General features: G+C 38.2%; 14 protein-coding genes. 11 read left to right on the top strand and 3 right to left on the bottom strand.

The features are described from left to right. Positions 1-55 precede the first annotated feature (55 nt). The 9 genes from ACFINH_RS01545 to ACFINH_RS01505 all read left to right on the top strand — a co-directional run bounded on the left by ACFINH_RS01545 (position 56) and on the right by ACFINH_RS01505 (position 8,752). Positions 56-1,174, top strand: a complete 1,119-nt coding sequence (locus ACFINH_RS01545; protein ID WP_273791303.1) for a N4-gp56 family major capsid protein — start codon at positions 56-58, stop codon at positions 1,172-1,174. An 83-nt stretch (positions 1,175-1,257) separates the two neighbouring features. Beyond that, the gene (locus ACFINH_RS01540) at positions 1,258-1,953 is read left to right on the top strand and encodes a hypothetical protein (protein WP_375631840.1); all 696 of its coding nucleotides are present in this window, start codon (positions 1,258-1,260) and stop codon (positions 1,951-1,953) included. Positions 1,954-1,975: 22 nt separating this feature from the next. Continuing rightward, positions 1,976-2,170: a hypothetical protein gene (locus ACFINH_RS01535; RefSeq protein ID WP_375631838.1), complete on the top strand. Its 195-nt coding sequence runs from the start codon at positions 1,976-1,978 to the stop codon at positions 2,168-2,170. Between the two features lie 81 nt (positions 2,171-2,251). Next, positions 2,252-2,419 (top strand): hypothetical protein, encoded by a 168-nt coding sequence (locus ACFINH_RS01530; protein WP_375631836.1) that lies wholly within the window; start codon positions 2,252-2,254, stop codon positions 2,417-2,419. Between the two features lie 79 nt (positions 2,420-2,498). Next, positions 2,499-3,962, top strand: coding sequence for a hypothetical protein (locus ACFINH_RS01525; protein WP_375631834.1), 1,464 nt, complete (start codon positions 2,499-2,501; stop codon positions 3,960-3,962). 348 nt (positions 3,963-4,310) lie between these two features. Continuing rightward, on the top strand, positions 4,311-4,763 hold the full coding sequence (locus tag ACFINH_RS01520) for a hypothetical protein (RefSeq protein ID WP_375631832.1): 453 nt from the start codon (positions 4,311-4,313) through the stop codon (positions 4,761-4,763). Further along, complete coding sequence (locus ACFINH_RS01515; protein WP_375631829.1) at positions 4,760-5,899, top strand: tail fiber domain-containing protein; 1,140 nt, start codon at positions 4,760-4,762, stop codon at positions 5,897-5,899. The genes ACFINH_RS01520 and ACFINH_RS01515 overlap by 4 nt, the downstream gene beginning before the upstream one ends. Then, entirely contained in the window at positions 5,896-6,900 is a 1,005-nt protein-coding gene (locus ACFINH_RS01510) for a phage tail protein (protein WP_375631827.1), read from the top strand. The genes ACFINH_RS01515 and ACFINH_RS01510 overlap by 4 nt, the downstream gene beginning before the upstream one ends. 1,366 nt (positions 6,901-8,266) lie before the next feature. Then, on the top strand, positions 8,267-8,752 hold the full coding sequence (locus tag ACFINH_RS01505; RefSeq protein WP_375631825.1) for a hypothetical protein: 486 nt from the start codon (positions 8,267-8,269) through the stop codon (positions 8,750-8,752). Between the two features lie 1,142 nt (positions 8,753-9,894). Here ACFINH_RS01505 and ACFINH_RS01500 read toward each other — a convergent pair. Then, on the bottom strand, positions 9,895-10,215 hold the full coding sequence (locus ACFINH_RS01500) for a hypothetical protein (protein ID WP_375631824.1): 321 nt from the start codon (positions 10,213-10,215) through the stop codon (positions 9,895-9,897). Positions 10,216-10,977: 762 nt separating this feature from the next. Here ACFINH_RS01500 and ACFINH_RS01495 point away from each other — a divergent pair. Both ACFINH_RS01495 and ACFINH_RS01490 read left to right on the top strand, forming a co-directional pair. Next, positions 10,978-11,421 (top strand): hypothetical protein, encoded by a 444-nt coding sequence (locus tag ACFINH_RS01495; RefSeq protein WP_375610680.1) that lies wholly within the window; start codon positions 10,978-10,980, stop codon positions 11,419-11,421. Positions 11,422-13,100: 1,679 nt separating this feature from the next. After that, complete coding sequence (locus ACFINH_RS01490) at positions 13,101-13,874, top strand: DUF4167 domain-containing protein (RefSeq protein ID WP_375611688.1); 774 nt, start codon at positions 13,101-13,103, stop codon at positions 13,872-13,874. 1,308 nt (positions 13,875-15,182) lie between these two features. On the opposite strand, the gene ACFINH_RS01485 is transcribed toward ACFINH_RS01490, so the two are convergent. Together ACFINH_RS01485 and ACFINH_RS01480 are read right to left on the bottom strand one after the other, a co-directional pair. Then, a complete protein-coding gene (locus tag ACFINH_RS01485) occupies positions 15,183-15,632 on the bottom strand; it encodes a hypothetical protein (protein WP_375611689.1) in 450 nt (149 codons plus the stop codon). Between the two features lie 45 nt (positions 15,633-15,677). Next, entirely contained in the window at positions 15,678-16,043 is a 366-nt protein-coding gene (locus ACFINH_RS01480) for a hypothetical protein (RefSeq protein ID WP_375632088.1), read from the bottom strand. Positions 16,044-16,231 lie beyond the last annotated feature (188 nt).

Here is a 16,231-nt window from a genome sequence, read left to right as displayed (position 1 = left end):
TAACAACCGGCGCTTTGCCGGGTTTTTTATGTCAATAAAACTTTTAGAGGACAAAATGACTGTAACTTATATCGGACTTAATGACCCAATGGCAGTGCGCACATGGTCTAAATTACTAAACCAAGAAGTCTCAAAAGCACTTCCAATTGCACCGTTGATTGGAAATGATTCAAACAGTATCGTACAATTAAAAGATGAAACCACGAAAGCAAGTGGGGATGCTATTAGCTTTAATTTGCGTGTGCAGTTGCTAGGCGATGGGGTGAGCGAAGGGCAGACATTGGAAGGCAATGAAGAAGCTTTACAGTTTCTCAATGATCGCTTGGCAATTAATGAACTCGTTCATGCTGTGCGTGTCAAAAATGAGGGAACGATTGATCAACAACGAATTCTCCATGATTTGCGCACCGAGGCAAAAAATGGTTTGGTTGATTGGTATGCAGATCGTCTGAGTATGATGTTCTTCATTCAAGTTTGCGGGTATACCGCAAAAACAATTAACTTTGAGGGACGCACGATTACCCTTAAACCAGTTCATTATGGGTTTAATGCGCCAACGGCACCAACCAATAAACGTGTGGTACGTCCTAATGATAAAGCAAAAGATGAGGACTTAAAAGAAGACGATGTTTTTGATCTCAGCTTGATTGATAAAGCAGTTGAACGGGCTAAATTGGCAAATCCTAAAATTAGACCTGTGCGGATTGATGGCGAAAATGTCTATGTGCTTTATCTACATCCAACCCAAGTGACACAATTGCGAACCAATACTGATGCGGGGCAATGGCTCGACATTACTAAGGCAATCTATAGTGGAAGTCGTATCAAAAATCCGCTCTATGATGGGTCTTTGGGCATGTATAATGGTGTGGTTTTGCGCGAAGCTGAACATATTACCGAAGGGGTCGAAGCTGGAACCGCTAACAAAGCTGTACCAAATGTGCGGCGGGCTGTTCTGCTTGGTGCGCAGAGTGCTGTGATTGCTTTTGGTAAAGATCGAGGGGCGACACGCTATAAATTGGTGGAGGAACTCTTCGACTATGAAAGAGAATTCGGGGTTGCGGCAAAAACCATTATTGGTATGAAAAAAACTTGCTTTACCTTGCCAGGAAGTACGCAAGGGGCTCAGGATTTTGGCACTATTGTCATTCCAACTTATGGAGCACCCGCTTAAAGCGAACGCTTGCTCTCTTCCCCCAACAAGAGGGATCTGTTGGGGGAAAAATTTAAAATGCTTCCAGAAACAAGGACAGGCCTATGACCACTTTATCCACTGATCCCCAAAATCTAAACCTTACACATTCAGACCATTCTAAAACGCTTGCTTATATGGTCGCGCTTATTCAAGATGAAATTGACGATACAACAGCGGAATATTCCCTGCAAATTCAAGATTCAATTTTTACGGCTTTGCGTTTGTGTGAACGCGAACCCTTTTTCTTTAATGAAAAAAGAGAAAGGACGTTTAAAACACAAAGTGGTAAAACATGGTATGGGCAAGAAGAAGGGGTTTTTATTGAAGCAGAAAAGAGTTTGGAGGGCGTCTTTTTAGTAACAAAGAGTGCAACACCAACAAAGTTGTTCTTTAAGCCCTTGGAAGTGTTGCATCAACAATATGGTATGCATCCTGCGCTAGGAACGCCATTCTTTTATACCTACCTTGATCAAAAAATAGGACTCTTTCCAACACCAGAACATGTGGAAGCTGTACAGCTTTCTTATGCTCCTGTTCATTTTGCTGATGAACAGCTGAAAGAGGATGATAACCCTTGGTTGATTTATGCTTTTGATCTTATTAAAGCACGGGCAAAATATGAACTTTATAAAAATATTCTTAAAGATCCTGAATATGCCGCCGTTTCTTTCAGAGATTTTCAAGAACAGCTTCAAGCTTTGCGCATTGAAACATCGCGCCGAAAAGGTTCTTCAAAGATTCGCCCAATGCGTTTTTAAAAGACTTTTTTCCAAATCGTTTATGGCTGGCGTTGAAGGTTGGTTTGGCACTGGTGGCTGGTTTGTCACTTATGGCTGGATACACGCGTTGGGTGTTGATGGTGAAGGGCTGGTGGATGGCGTTGGGGTGGCCATTATTTATGGTATCGTTTTTTTTGGTGCGTTAAACAACTTTAGGTTGTTTATTTTGTTGAATTTTATGCCTTTAGAGTTTTAAGGGCTTTTGTGGTTTTTTATCCATAAGCCTTGGTGTTTTGAATGGCACTGAGCTTTTCAAAGGTTTTATGGGGGGCTTTTGATGGCTCTTTCCCCCGTCATTGTGGGGGTTGATTTGCGGGCAGTTGATTTTGGTTTGGCGCTGGTGGATGGCGTTGGGGTGGCCATTATTTATGGTATCGTTTTTTTTGGTGCGTTAAACAACTTTAGGTTGTTTATTTTGTTGAATTTTATGCCTTTAGAGTTTTAAGGGCTTTTGTGGTTTTTTATCAATAAGCCTTGGTGTTTTGAATGGCACTGGGCTCTTCAAAGATTTTATGGGGGTCTTGATGGCTTTTTTCCCAATCGCTGATTATCGACCCGATGTGGCGGATATCAATGGAATTTTTACCGATGAACTTGTTAATGTGCTCCCAGCGGATGGCTCCTATATCCCTATGCCAAGTTTTGAACCTTTATCAGAGCCTTGTCCGGAGCCAATTTTAGGCACTCTTGCGGTTAAAACAAAAAATGGAGTTTCTATTATTGTCGGGACAAGAGAAAAAATCTACTTGCTTGATAATACAACAATGAACTGGAAAGATATTAGCCAAAAAGGAAAACCTTATCTGGCTAATGTTGATGCTCCGTGGTCTTTTGCTTTGTTTGGTGATTTGATCATTGCGGTGAATGCCAATGATAAACCACAAGTGATTGATATTAACCATGATAAAACATTTAGAAATTTAGGAGGAAATCCACCACAGGCAGGGATTGTTCGTGTCTGGGGAGATTTCGTTTGTTTGATGAAATTAACCGAGTATCCAAGAAGGGTTCATTGGTCTGGATTAAATGATGCTGAATTTTGGACCGTGGGGAAAAAAAGTTGTGATTATCAAGATTTTCCTGATGGCGGATTCGTCCAAGGGGCAACGGAGACAACAAATCCAATTATCTTTATGCGTTCTGCAATCTATGCCGGTTCTTTTATCCCTGGCTCTAAGATTATTTTTAGTTTCCAAAAAATCCACGATAAACGAGGCGCAAAAAATGCTGAATCAATTGTTTGTAGAGGCGATTTAGCATTCTTTGCCGATGAGGGCGGGTTTTATCAAATAACAAATGAGGGACAGATTATACCCATTGGGTTCGAAAAAGTCGATCGAACGATGACCGCAAAATCAAGGAAGGATAATCTGTACACTCTATCTGCTGCTATCGATGGGGTGTATAATCGTGTTTATTGGATGGTTGATTCTGATGAGAATCTTCATAAACGTATCTTGCTCATTTATGATTGGGGATTGCAAAAATGGACAAAAGCTCTCGTCGATATCAAAATGATATTGCCTATTTTCTTAGCCGGAACAACCCTAGAAGGTCTTGATTTTGTGACTAAGAATATTGATGACTTGTCCTTTTCTCTTGATAGTAAAGCTTGGAAAAATGAATCGCCTATTCTGGGGGCATTTGATCAACAGGGGAGACTGGGTTCGTTTTCTGGGTGTCCTATGGCTTGTGTCGTGACATCACAAGAAATGGGGCAGACAAATGGCAGGATAACACGGGTGAAAAATATTATGCCTCAAGTCAATAGTGGAAAGTTTTATTTGTCTGTGGGAATGCGCTTTCGACAATCTCTTGAAGAGGAAACTGTTTGGTTGCCAGAAAAACAGCCCTCTTATAATACTGGACAAATTCATTGTCGTGCAAGGGCACGGTTTTATCGCTTTAAATTGCGTATTCCTGAAGGGGTGAATTGGACTCATGTCACTGGATTTGATGTGGAATTGACGCGGGCCGGCATGCGATAGGCATGCCCTTTTGTAATACCATGCGATAGGCTCAAACCTCTATTATTAAAGAACAAATGCCCCATAGACTTCCCAAGCCTTTATAAACAAAGGCACAATGCGATAAGCTGTGTCTTTATAATATGAAGAACAAGGTGGTGCGTTATGTTTCATGCTTTTCTGCGATAAAGGAAAATAGGCTGCACCATGGTTTATTTTTATAAAGAAAAAAGTTCCCTCTTTGTTGTGACAAAGGGATGATGGGGCTTTTTTTCTTTTATTGTGCGGGGGGCATGGAATGCGTGAAGTATGCATGGGGATGCGTATTGCTCAAATGAGGGAAATGACAAAGCTAAAAGAGCTAAAATTATGATGCAAGAGAGTCAAGATTTATATTCTGCTCATCTGACAGAGCAGTGGTCATGGGAAAAAATAGCTCCCTATCAAGAGGCTCTCAATGCTGCATTGAAAAAATATGTTCAGCGCTTTCCGGATGATGTTTGTCTGGAAAAAATTGCTGAAGAAATCGCTACAGGACAAGCACAATTGTGGCTGGTCTTAAAAAATAAAATCCAATTTAGTGCTTTTGCAATTACCAAAGTTGAAATAACCCATACGGGGAAAAAATGCGTCGTTCTCTCTGATCTTGCTGGAGAGGGAGGGCTGAAATTGGTCAAGTTGATTGATGAAGTCGAAAAATGGGCGCGAACAATCAATGCTGAAGAAATGCACATGTTTGGAAGAACTGGATGGGCGAAAAAGCTCGCTCATCACGGATATTCTCGTAATCTTATTCAATATAGAAAGGTTCTGAACCCATGAGTAGAAAAACCACACCTCAAGTGCAAACAACAACACAAACAAATGCTCCACCTGCTTGGGCGGCTGATATTCTTAAACAAGCCAGTGCTGATGCACTTGGACTTTATAATAAAGGAATTGGCGGAAACGTTTATCAGGGAGACAGAGTCGCTGGTCTTAGCAATATGACCAAAAATGCGCTGACCGGTTTACAACAAGCAGCAGGGCTCTATAACAATCCAACGGTAACGCAATGGTTGAATGCCCCAACCAACAGCGCTACAAATCTTTCCGGTATGGCTAAGGGAAGCTGGATTGGAAGCAATAGCAAATTTAATACCGCATTGCAAAATGCTCTGAATAAAACGTCCGATGCAATTAATCAATCGATGTCGGGAGCAGGACGTTATGGTTCTGGGGCTCATACTGGTGTGCTGGCCGATGAGTTAGGCGCCTTGGCAACAAATGCTGCAGCACAGCAATATAATCAAGATATTAACAATATGATGAATGCAAACCAGATGATTGATCGCTCTCAGAATGATCAAGTTAATGCGGCAAATAGCTATTATCAAGGACAGAGTAACGTGCAAAGCAATGCTTTGAAAGGGGGCATGATTCAAGATATAAACCGCCAAAATGTCTTAGATGCTGAACGCCAAAAATGGTCAGAAAAAGATAATCAAGATTGGAACCGATTGCAAAGCTTGTTACAGGTAGGGACACAGGCTGCTGGAAATTACGGAACGACTTCAGGAAAATCCACGACAATGCCTTCTGTGACAAAAGATCCATTGCGTGATGCGCAGCAAGTACTTGGATTGGTCGGAGGAATTTTAGGGCTTTGTGATGTGAGAGCAAAAGAAAATATTATCCCTGTGGGGCAGAAAAAGGGATATCCACTTTATACCTTTAATTATAAGGGAAATCCACAACGTTATCAGGGCGTTATGGCGCAAGACGTGTTGCGTGTGAACCCTGAAGCTGTTTATGTCAATGCGAAAACAAAGTTATTGCATGTTGATTATGACAAAATAGGACTGAAAATGGAAAAAATGAAAATGGAGAAAATATCGGCATCTAAAAATAAAATTGCGGCTTTCTTTTCTTCATTTTTTGCTCGTTTTCCCTTTTTGAAAAAAGAGTATCTTCTATGAGTTCGATTTATGATTGGTCAATTGTTGCATCAGAAAATGCTTATGCCGATGAGAGTATAAACTGGGCAGAAGGGCAACCGCCAAGCACAGTCAATGATAGTGCTCGCGCTATGATGCAACGCATCAAAGAATATTTGTTGGATAATGGGGGCGGGATTGAAACACAGTTTACTGTCGATGTGAAAAATGAGAGAACGTCACTTCGTTTGGAAACAAAGTCTTTTTTTGAGACTTATATGGATGGCATTGTTGTGCGCTTTAAAGCACAAGGCGTCAACAGAGGAATAACAAATATTTCTTTAAATCAATTGCTACCACGACCAACTTATATGGCAACACCAGAGGGTATTATGCCTTTAAAGGGCGGAGAAATTCAAAAAGGGGCGCTTTATGAAGTCGTCTATACGCGTGATATTGCCGGAAAAAATGCTGATGGCTGGTTTTTAACCAATCCTACTATAAAACTTCCTGAAATTCCGCCCTTTCCTCCTTTGCCTGAAACTTTTTCTTCTGGATTTATCGGGACTTTTGCTACAGAAAAAATACCCTCTGGATGGTTACTGTGTAATGGTAAAGAATATTCGCGAAGGAACTATGCTAATCTCTTTGCTGTTCTGGGAGAAACATGGGGAAAAGGAGACGGGAGAACAACATTCAATGTTCCCGATTTGCGTGGAATGTTTTTACGGGGGCTCGATAGTGGAAAAGAAATTGATAAAGGACGTCGCTTGGGAAGCCGACAAGAAGAGTCTTTTCAATCCCATACCCATGAGGGAAAAACAGATTCAACAGGTAACCACCAGCATAGTTATCCAATGATTGACGAGGTAGTTTGGGATATGAATCACGGTGAATATTATAGACATCTGGCTCAAGTCTACAATAAAGATCGGTTAACGAAGGCTGCGGGAGAGCATGAACATAAGGTCTTGTTGCAAAAAACAGGGGGTGATGAAACACGCCCCGTCAATATGGCGGTGGTTTATGCTGTCAAAGCCTGAGAATGAAAGCTGTGTGAGAGAAAGATAAAAATGCTAAAATGTTTGTTATGAAAAAAAGTCTTATTGAATATAAAGTCTTATAGAATATATTGTGCAGAAAGTTTTGAGGCGCTTTAGAAAAAACTCAACTCTCTTTATTATTTTATTTTTTGTGCTGCCTTTGTTGGATGTCTAAAGGTAAGTTTGCCTATTGTTCTTTAGAGGATCAAGACAGTGATTATTGAAGGTAGAGGGAGAACAAAAAACTTTCTTTATTCATGGCGTTTTTTCTGAAGAATCAATATTTTAGCTCAAATGCCTCTCTTTTGTGATATCGTGATCCATTATTTCAAGTGCTGGGTTTAAACCGCTGCTGTGCGATGACAAAAAGCCCCTAGATAATTTTATCCTATTATAGCGTAAAATACCGTCATTAAAACACTATTATTAAAGCTGGTGATATCAGTAAGATAGCTTAAAGTATTTAATACATTAGCAACTGTTCTGGTGAGGATTTGCTTGGTTAAGTATTATGCAAGTGAATCATATAAATAATGAGCAGATATGGAGCCCCTTCAGAGGAGTTGGATTGTTTACAAACCGATTGGGGCTAAAATCTTCGTCCTTTGAGGTGGTGGGAAGAGGTCAACGGATATGTTTATTTAAAGCGAGAAAAGGCAAAATGGAGCGCTTTCTTTTTTAAGCGTGTAGGAAAAAAGCCACTCTTTGTTTTCAAAATGGGTGCACTGTTGGCAAGAGCAGCAGGTTGGCGATGCGTTGTAGTACATGGTGAGGCATTGAACCCTCTGAGATGGCATTTTGTGCTTATCAGGCAACTTCTTGAAACGGGATGAGAGTGATACGAGAAAAATCTATAAGACAATAGTTTATCCCGTTGTGTTGTAAAATACCATTGTTTGAGATGCGGTTAAAATTTTATGCATGGGGTGTTTTTCGTCTGTGCGTATTCCTAACGCAGCATTTTTTTGTAGAGTAACTCTGGACAGGGGATACATTACAAGGATGCGTTTGAAGGGGGAAGCCAAGTCAAATCTGTTAGATAAGAAGCCAGATTGTTTACAAACCATTGTTTATTGATTGCCATTATTTAAAGACCGGTGTGGGCTTTGTTCTTTTGGGAAAGGTTGATACAGCATGCAAGGTGACATGCATTTCTCTTTGGTTTTAGGTGGTAAAATCATCATTTTAGGTGGAAAACAGAGTATAATCTAAAAAAATACCTTGTAAAAATTTTCGATGAGGAATTTTTTTTCAAAAGCTTTTCATATGGTTTTCTGAGGTTTTCTGAGAAATGCAAGAGCCGTACAACGAAAAAAGAGATGCAAATGCCTTAATACGCGTTTAGCTTATCAAAAAGGGGGATATAATGGCACTTTTTCCATTTTCTATTGCTGATATTGATGATCCGGAATGTATTCGTGTGGTTCTTTATGCTAGCGGAAGAATGGGACATGCTCCTTTAAACGCATTGTTGAAGAAAGCATATGAAGATATTACAAAAATTGCAAAGCGCATGGATGCTTTAGAAAAAAAATTAAATGCTCTAGATCTTACCAATGTCGAACAGAAAAAAAATGAGAAAGAAGAGAAGCAAGACAGTATTAATAGTGTTGTGAGTGGTGGAATAACGACACCAAACAGTTTTGTGAGCGCACCAGAAATTAAAACAGAATCATCGTCCGCTGGAGACATATTTTTTTCTCCAATATACGAGGCGCCAAAAATAGACTACAGCTCTTTTATTTCAAAATTTACAGCACATAAACCGCTAGAAATACACAGTAGTGTTACTCAAAACATCAGTGTTGAGCATTCTAGAGAGATTTCTTCTTTGTTAGATAAGGAAAAATAGAATAGAGTGATCATAACAATATGTATGGGGTGAAGCTATAGATCAGATAAACCTAATTTATATCTTCGGTGGAGCCTGGAATTGCACTCTGTTTGAGATGTTAAAAAATGGTAAAAATTGATAGAGAAGCGTTGTTGCTGGATAAGTTGATCATGCGTTGTTGGGGAGAGTAGGGCGCATATTGAAATCTAAGGGTAAGTTTTTAAAGCCTACAGAGCAAGGAGCCATGCCCAAATAGAAACGCATGGCAAAAGAAGCTTTAAAAAGATAAAAAATCGTGCAATCATTTTAAAAAGCTTTTGGATAGAGCGTTTGATGATTTTAACTCTATAAAAAATTGCCATTTTTACGCTTTTTTAAAAGAGAAAAAGTGCAGTTCCTCGCAATTTTAATTTGTTAAAAATCCCATAAAAAGAAAATGTTAATTGCCAAAAGGACAAAAGCAGAAAAATGCCTATAAAAAAATCATGCGTATCGTTGTGTCTTTTCTTATAAAGAAGAGAAATGCTGTACTGTTGGAGCAGGCTTGAAGGCTAACGTTTCACTTGTTTTCTTATCAGACAAGATTGTACAAGCGGTTGTTGATTTGTCTTATCCTGTTTATGCTGTAAAGACTGTCCTTTCAGGTGTGATGATATAAGGCAAGTCTCTTTGTAAGAGCTTCCATGATACAAAAAGTGTTTTTTAAAGGGCGTGGCAAATATTTAAGGCAGGCTTATTTGTTGAGCTTTAAGTTTAAATCAATCACATACGAAAAAGCCAAATGGACCCCACTGCAATCTGGGCTGTTGATAAATCAGATTGGGTGAAGAATCTTCATCTTTTGAAGTGGTGAATGTAAGTTAAGAAAAACCAGCTTTTACAAGCGTAAAAGAACGGGTCTTATTATAATTATGGACTTAAATCATGTGTGTTTTTTCATGGATTATATTGAGATAAAGCTACAAAGTATTTTGATTTATTGGATACGTTTTTATTTTAGAAAGTGTATTGTTATAAACAGTTCTCCTCAATACGAATGTATCATTATTTATACTCTTTTTGGATATTTTTATAAATATAATTAAAAAGCTTGCAATACTATACATTTTGTGTATAAGTATTTATTATTGATTTCTTTTGTATTTTATTTAGTTATATCTCTATTCATAAGCCGCGCCTTTAAATGGTGCGGCTTTTTTACTTTCTAATAACAGGGGCGCTATATATTTGTTATTGAGATGGCTTTGGATATTTTTCTCATTATTGTATTTTGTGATTTCATTTTGCAGTGAAATCTTTAAATTCTTGTGTGTTTTATCCCAATAGGGAAGATTCAAATAAAAATGCAGGCGTCTGGGTTTGGTTTCTTTGCTTTGGTTGGGGGGCGTTGAATAGTTAAAGAATCTTGTTACTGTTTGACGGAGAATGATATGAGGTGAAGCATAAAATGGTGGCGCATTTGAAGGGCCATTATCATACATGCCAGCATGATCAAAAATGCAAATGTGTCTTTAACAGTGTTTGTTGATCTCGATTAGAAAGTCCATTCTTTTTTGTTAGGAGTTTTACATCTATAATCTCTTATCTTGTTTTAGCGACTGCTTTTTGAGGGGGCGGTAATAGAAGGCGTATAAGATTTTATATATGAAGTGTTTGTGTGGTGAATAACGGTAAATCCATTGAGCACTCCCATCTTTACGCTTATGTAGAGGCAAGCCGGGTACTATCAGTGTATTTGCTCGCTCCCAATTTTGCTACGGTCTTTGACACTTAAGACGATTCATAAGAGGCATATGCCTTTCTTATACAGTTTTTAATCCACATGCTAGCTCCGCTTGTAACTTGTAAGCGACATGGTTTTGGTTGATTTAACATAAACAGGTTTGGAATGAGAGAATCCTATGGTGTTCGGGTTTCTCATTCAACGTGCAAAACAATAAATACTCTTTGTAAATCAATGTGATGTGTTTTAACAAAGACGAATTGTTTATAGATCCGCATGGATGAAGAATCTTCGTCTTTAAAAGTGGTGAGAGAAAATCATCAGCCCTATTTTTTCATAAAGGGCATGAGAAAAGTGTTTCATAAGAATTATATACGATAAGAATTATACGGTAAAAAAGAGAGTCTTTTGACATAAGAGTCTTGATCGTTTGCGGCTATAACCTGTATTGTGTACACAGATACTTCTATCATTTTTTGCTGTAAAAGCTTCTCTTGGGATATTAAAGGGTATAATCTTTATGGAAAAAAGAATCCGAGCAAGACAAAAGGCTTATTTCAAAAGATTATATCGCAAGATTGCTTTTGTTTGCATAATACTTTTTTGTATAGTGTTTTTGTGTTTTGTTGTTGCAAAGGTGGTTAGTTATTTTTCTTCTCATAAAAAAGTAACACAACAAGCGCCCGTTGAATTGGTTATTCCTGTTTTTGATCTACGCGTATATTGCAAGGAAATTTCTGCCTCCGTTATGCCCGATATGAAAAGAGAGGTTTATCAGCATTGTCTTAATTTGGAAAGTGAGGCCTATTTTGCTATTCGTGAAATGTGGGATAAGCTTTCTGATAGTGCTAAAAAACAATGTTTGACGAGGGTCCGTCCTGGGGATGGAAATTATTTTCTCTTACGAGACTGTTTTCTGAATGAAAGAGAAAATAAAACAGGCAAAAGGCGCAATTACTTTTAAGTTTTTATATGGAAAGTTAAAAGGATGCGAATTTTGATAAAAAGATAAAAGCCTCTTAAATGACTATCTGCCTCATGACCAATAGCAGCTTGATTTATTTATCTTGTTATATCGAACTTCTTATTTAAGGTGTGGCGACATAAGGTATGGATGGCCTCCTTGAAATGTTTAAGGGGGCGTGGTGGAGTTTCAGGAGGATTTGTTGCGCTTTTTTAAGGGAAATAACAAGTGTGGGAAATCCATTTCGTGATGGTTTTGGTGAATGGTATAATGGTAAAACCATCATGAAATGTATAAAATTTATAAAGCAAGTTCATCTTTATGGTTTAAACAAAGAATAAGCCGGTACTATCTCACACTTTGCTCGCTCCCAATGGTGCTCTCGACAACCCTTTAGCCTTAGAGACGGTTCATAAGAGGCACTTTTAGTCTTTTTATCGTTTTTACTCCACGCAGGTTTTCCCACATGTAACATGCAAGAAAAAGAGATTGATTCAACAGCAAACAGATTGAGGATGAAAAATCCTACGGTATTAATTTTCTTATTCAACACAAAAAATATGAATTATCATTACAAATCAATTTAGTGTATGAATTTTATAAGTATTTTCATTGTTAACAGACCAGTGTGATTTGAGAACCTTCATTCTTTGAGGGTGTAAGTCAATAGACATGACAAAAATGAGTAAAAAAACATTCCTTTTATAAACATTTACGGCTTCTTCATGCGTAAAGCGCTGTGCTGGGTTTAAAAATGTGCTTGTTTTATAATTCTAGTTTTCTTTATCAGAAAAGATAAGTAAGGAAATACGTTAGGCCATTCTTATTGATAGGCTTTGAGGAGGGTATTTTTTTGAGAAGAAGCTGATTTTTAAAAAAGTGTGACATATTGGTCGTTTTTTTCATAATTTGATATTTTTTTGTATTTAAATATTTTGTTTTTAAGCTCAATTTGTTATAAATAAAAACTGTGATTAACTTAAAAACTCTATGGGTTAAAATAAAAATTGATAGTATCATTGACTTTTTTGGGAAAGAAGATTGATCTCTTGGTGATTATAGGGCTTGAATAATACTTCGTGTTAATCTATCTATAAAAGTTAAGAGGTTTTGTGAGGCGATCGTGGATTATCGCTCGCAAGGGGTTGCTTTAGCGATGAAGAGAGGCTATATTTATAAAATAAAGAGGTTCGCGCAGTGACTCGTTGGGATGGAAGTGCTTGTGAGTTAAATGCACGAGGGGGTAGAGAATATCGGCGTTTTTAGGAGCGGTGGTTTTAGAGCAAAAAAGGAAGCTTCTACTATTCTCTGGCAGGAATTTTTTCTTTGTCAGGTGTGTTATATGTGTGTTTTCCTTTTTGTTTTCCACAAGATAATTATTTTTTTTAGTGAAATATGGTTTATTTTAAAAAAAACACTTGGCATTTTACGTGAACATCATTAGGTTTCTGCTGTTTGACAGAGAAAAAGGGAATTTTTGATTTACGATTTCCCTGCTGTTTTGTGATTTTCAAGAAAATATATGCTTTTATCAATATCAGTAGGGTTCGTTTGAGTGAAATAAACGCGGATAGCTTGATAATCGTATGTTAAACATGATCAGCATTATCAAAAGATAATGTAATGAGGAAGCGTCAATTAAGACACACATAAGACAAACACTCCAAAAAGGGATAAAGATGAGGCCACAACAAAATAGACGGGTACGCGGTCGCAATAATAACAATAATGGTAATAACAATAATAATCGTCGCGGTCCTAATCCGTTGTCTCGCAATTATGAAAGTAGCGGTCCGGATGTTAAAATTCGCGGGAATGCTCAGCAAATTGCCGATAAATACATAAGCCTTGCGCGTGATGCACAAGGTGCAGGTGATCGTGTTATGTCGGAAAATTATTTACAACATGCCGAGCACTATTTGCGTATTATTTTAGCAGCAGCTGGGCAAATGTCTCAATCGGTTCGGCGTGATGAAAATCGTGGTGATGAAAACGAAAATCGTGATGAAAACAATGGGCAAGAATGCGGTGAAATAAATCTTGATGGTGAAAAAAAGGATGCTGTCGAGGGTGATACAGATGTATTACAAATGTCGTCGCAAAAAAATGGCAATGGCCAATATGATAAAGCGCAAAATGGGGATGCGCGTGAAAACGCTTTAGAGGCTCTATCGGATGAAAAAACAGATCAAGAGCACTGCCTCTCTGAGAAAAATGTTGAACCTGTCAAAAAAATACGTCGTTCTCCTCGTCGACGTACTGTACGGACTCAAGATGAATCATCTCTTGAGCTTTCACTTACAACAGCAGAAAGCTCTAGCAATGGAGATGCATCAACAGCAACAAAAACAGCAACAAAAGAGGATTCTTCTTTGCCTGGATTAGGTGAGGGGATACAGAGAAAACCACGCCGTCGCCGAGTGGTCAATCTTGAGGCAGAGGAAAATGTTTAAACCTGAAGGGTGCTGTGTAAGCGCGCTTGTGTGGTGATGTTATTGGTATCATGATAATAAATTATAATATACTCAAGAAGCTTCTTGCGCTTTCCTTGAGTTTTCACGGGGCTGTATTGAGACTTAACGAAGGCTGTTGACAGAAAAGATTGCCTCTTTGCTGAGATTTAAGTAAGCGGATACAGAGAAAACCACGCCGTCGCTCAAGTGGTCAATCTTGAAGCAGAGGGAAATGTTTAAACCTGAAAGGTGCTGTATAAGCGCTTGTGGTGATGTTATTGGTATCATGATAGTAAATTGTATATACTCAAGAAGCCTCTTGCGCTTTCTTTAGATTTTCACGGGCAGTATTGAGACTTAACAAAGGGTGTTGACAGAAAAGATTGCCTCTTTGCTGGGATTTAAGTGAGGGAATACAGAGAAAACCGCATCCGTGTATTTTAAGAGGCAGTTCTTTTATGAAAAACGCAATGTCGTTGTTTTATTTAATTCCCACTTATATTTAATATTATTCAATGTATCCATGCCCATTTCGCGTTGGTGTTCATGAATTCTATTATGTGAAATTCATCGGCTATCTTTGCTTAATAAAAGATGTAAGCTGGGCGTTATTGCTTTAATTTTCAATGTTGCAACAGTTCTTCTTTTGATACCGGATCATTCATAAGAGGTATTTTTATTCATCCATTTTCTTGCTGGGATATGTAAAGAAATGATTTTGATTCAGTTTCTTACGAACAGATTTGAAAGGGAGAATCTTATAGTATTTGAGATTCTCGTTTGACATGCAAAATAAATCATCACTATAAATTAATATGTTGAATTTTTGCACTCAAGAAGAGGTATTTCTTGCACGTTTATTAGCTTTTCCCAAGTGATGTCAGTTTTCTTAAAATGGGAATGCGTTGACAGAAAGGTTTCTTCTTTTCCAAGATTTAAGTGAGGGGATACAGTAAAAAACGCGCCGTCGCCCGTGTGGTGAATATTTAAGACTTATCACATTGATTTATAATAATAATTCATTGTTTTGAATGTTAGGTGAGAGCCCCTAAACCCCTAGAATTCTCTCATTTCCAAATTTGTTCCATGTTGGATCAACAAAAACCATTCGCTTGCACGTTGCAAACGGGGAGAGCCCGTGTGGATAAATTTGTATAAGAAGGAATAAAAATGGCTCTTATGAACTCTCTCTAGCGCCAAGGATTGTGGGCAACATCCACGAGTTGGTAAAGCGTGTGATAATGCCGGCTTGCAGAAAATGTTTAAACCTTCAGAATGCTATGTCAGCGCTTATTGATGTTAGTTTTCTTAATGGGGCATTATCTTCGCTCTCTCTTTTGTTGTTTCAACAGAAAGAATGGAGACAAGTGCACCGGTGTGATAATTGTAAATCATAAATTTTGTTTGTCCATCAGGGGTTAAAACTTTCAGTACAATATTGTGTTCTGAGAGGCTTTGCGACAAAATCTGTGTTTTTTCCGGTAGAGAGAGCGTATGATGGATAACGTGTGGGTTTTTGCTGAGAGAGGAAGATAGCTCTGTTTGTTTTGGCGCTGATCCGGTTTTTATCACTTTATAAACAATTAAAAACAGTACGGTTAGAATAAGGAAAAGCGTTATTAAAACGGAAATAATCATTAAACCCATAAGTTTTTTTCTCACTCGTTCTACGGCAGGGTCTAAAGGGAGATCTTGAGGCAGAGAATTTTGCTCTGTGTGATGGTCTTTTGAAGGGTGCATTCGCTTATTATCCATCATGTCTTTCATTGATTATTTTTTTTGAGATCTGATGGGTTTATGCTTTTAAAGTTTTTTGTGCAAGAGGTTTGTGGAAGAAGAATGTAAAAGAGGAAGCGATGTTGGTAAAATATCTTCTTTGTGGACTGTAGACAGCTTGTCCTTTACGTTTTGGCTTTTAAGAAGAAAATTTCCATGGTTTGTTACAGACCAGATCAAGCTTACTTCTTGTTGATGCAAATTTGCATGTACGTTTATACATTGGGCAAAAATTTGTTGTCCATAAAGTGCAAACTTTTTTGTGGACGGGACCATGGCCTGTTCACAAGCTTGAGCCGTGGGATAGATTTTAACCATTGTATTGTTCGAATAGCAACTATTAAAATCATCTGTACATGAAACTAATAAGAGGATAAAAACAAGGGGATTCATCAATTATTTTCCAAATGACAGGTTGACAGAGCGGACTCCAATTTGTCAGCCTAGGGGCTTCTTCACTGTTAAACGCTTTCAAAGTTTTTTAGTTCCCCTTTGAGATGGGTTTTCCCCTTTGAGATGGGTTTTCCCCTTTGAGATGGGTTTTCCCCTTTGAGATGGGTTTTCCCCTTTGAGATGGGTTT

The sequence above is a fragment of the Bartonella sp. AA74HLJMH genome (assembly GCF_042197045.1).
Lineage (GTDB): Bacteria > Pseudomonadota > Alphaproteobacteria > Rhizobiales > Rhizobiaceae > Bartonella.
Note: the sequence above shows the minus strand (reverse complement) of the source record. Positions and strands in the feature narration are given on the sequence as shown.

Excerpts from the sequence above, each read along its gene's own strand:
- ACFINH_RS01545 (WP_273791303.1), top strand. The coding sequence starts at position 56 with ATGACTGTAACTTATATCGGACTTAATGACCCAATGGCAGTGCGCACA.
- ACFINH_RS01540 (WP_375631840.1), top strand. The coding sequence starts at position 1,258 with ATGACCACTTTATCCACTGATCCCCAAAATCTAAACCTTACACATTCA.
- ACFINH_RS01535 (WP_375631838.1), top strand. The coding sequence starts at position 1,976 with ATGGCTGGCGTTGAAGGTTGGTTTGGCACTGGTGGCTGGTTTGTCACT.
- ACFINH_RS01530 (WP_375631836.1), top strand. The coding sequence starts at position 2,252 with ATGGCTCTTTCCCCCGTCATTGTGGGGGTTGATTTGCGGGCAGTTGAT.
- ACFINH_RS01525 (WP_375631834.1), top strand. The coding sequence starts at position 2,499 with ATGGCTTTTTTCCCAATCGCTGATTATCGACCCGATGTGGCGGATATC.
- ACFINH_RS01520 (WP_375631832.1), top strand. The coding sequence starts at position 4,311 with ATGATGCAAGAGAGTCAAGATTTATATTCTGCTCATCTGACAGAGCAG.
- ACFINH_RS01515 (WP_375631829.1), top strand. The coding sequence starts at position 4,760 with ATGAGTAGAAAAACCACACCTCAAGTGCAAACAACAACACAAACAAAT.
- ACFINH_RS01510 (WP_375631827.1), top strand. The coding sequence starts at position 5,896 with ATGAGTTCGATTTATGATTGGTCAATTGTTGCATCAGAAAATGCTTAT.
- ACFINH_RS01505 (WP_375631825.1), top strand. The coding sequence starts at position 8,267 with ATGGCACTTTTTCCATTTTCTATTGCTGATATTGATGATCCGGAATGT.
- ACFINH_RS01500 (WP_375631824.1), bottom strand. The coding sequence starts at position 10,215 with ATGTATGATAATGGCCCTTCAAATGCGCCACCATTTTATGCTTCACCT.
- ACFINH_RS01495 (WP_375610680.1), top strand. The coding sequence starts at position 10,978 with ATGGAAAAAAGAATCCGAGCAAGACAAAAGGCTTATTTCAAAAGATTA.
- ACFINH_RS01490 (WP_375611688.1), top strand. The coding sequence starts at position 13,101 with ATGAGGCCACAACAAAATAGACGGGTACGCGGTCGCAATAATAACAAT.
- ACFINH_RS01485 (WP_375611689.1), bottom strand. The coding sequence starts at position 15,632 with ATGATGGATAATAAGCGAATGCACCCTTCAAAAGACCATCACACAGAG.
- ACFINH_RS01480 (WP_375632088.1), bottom strand. The coding sequence starts at position 16,043 with ATGAATCCCCTTGTTTTTATCCTCTTATTAGTTTCATGTACAGATGAT.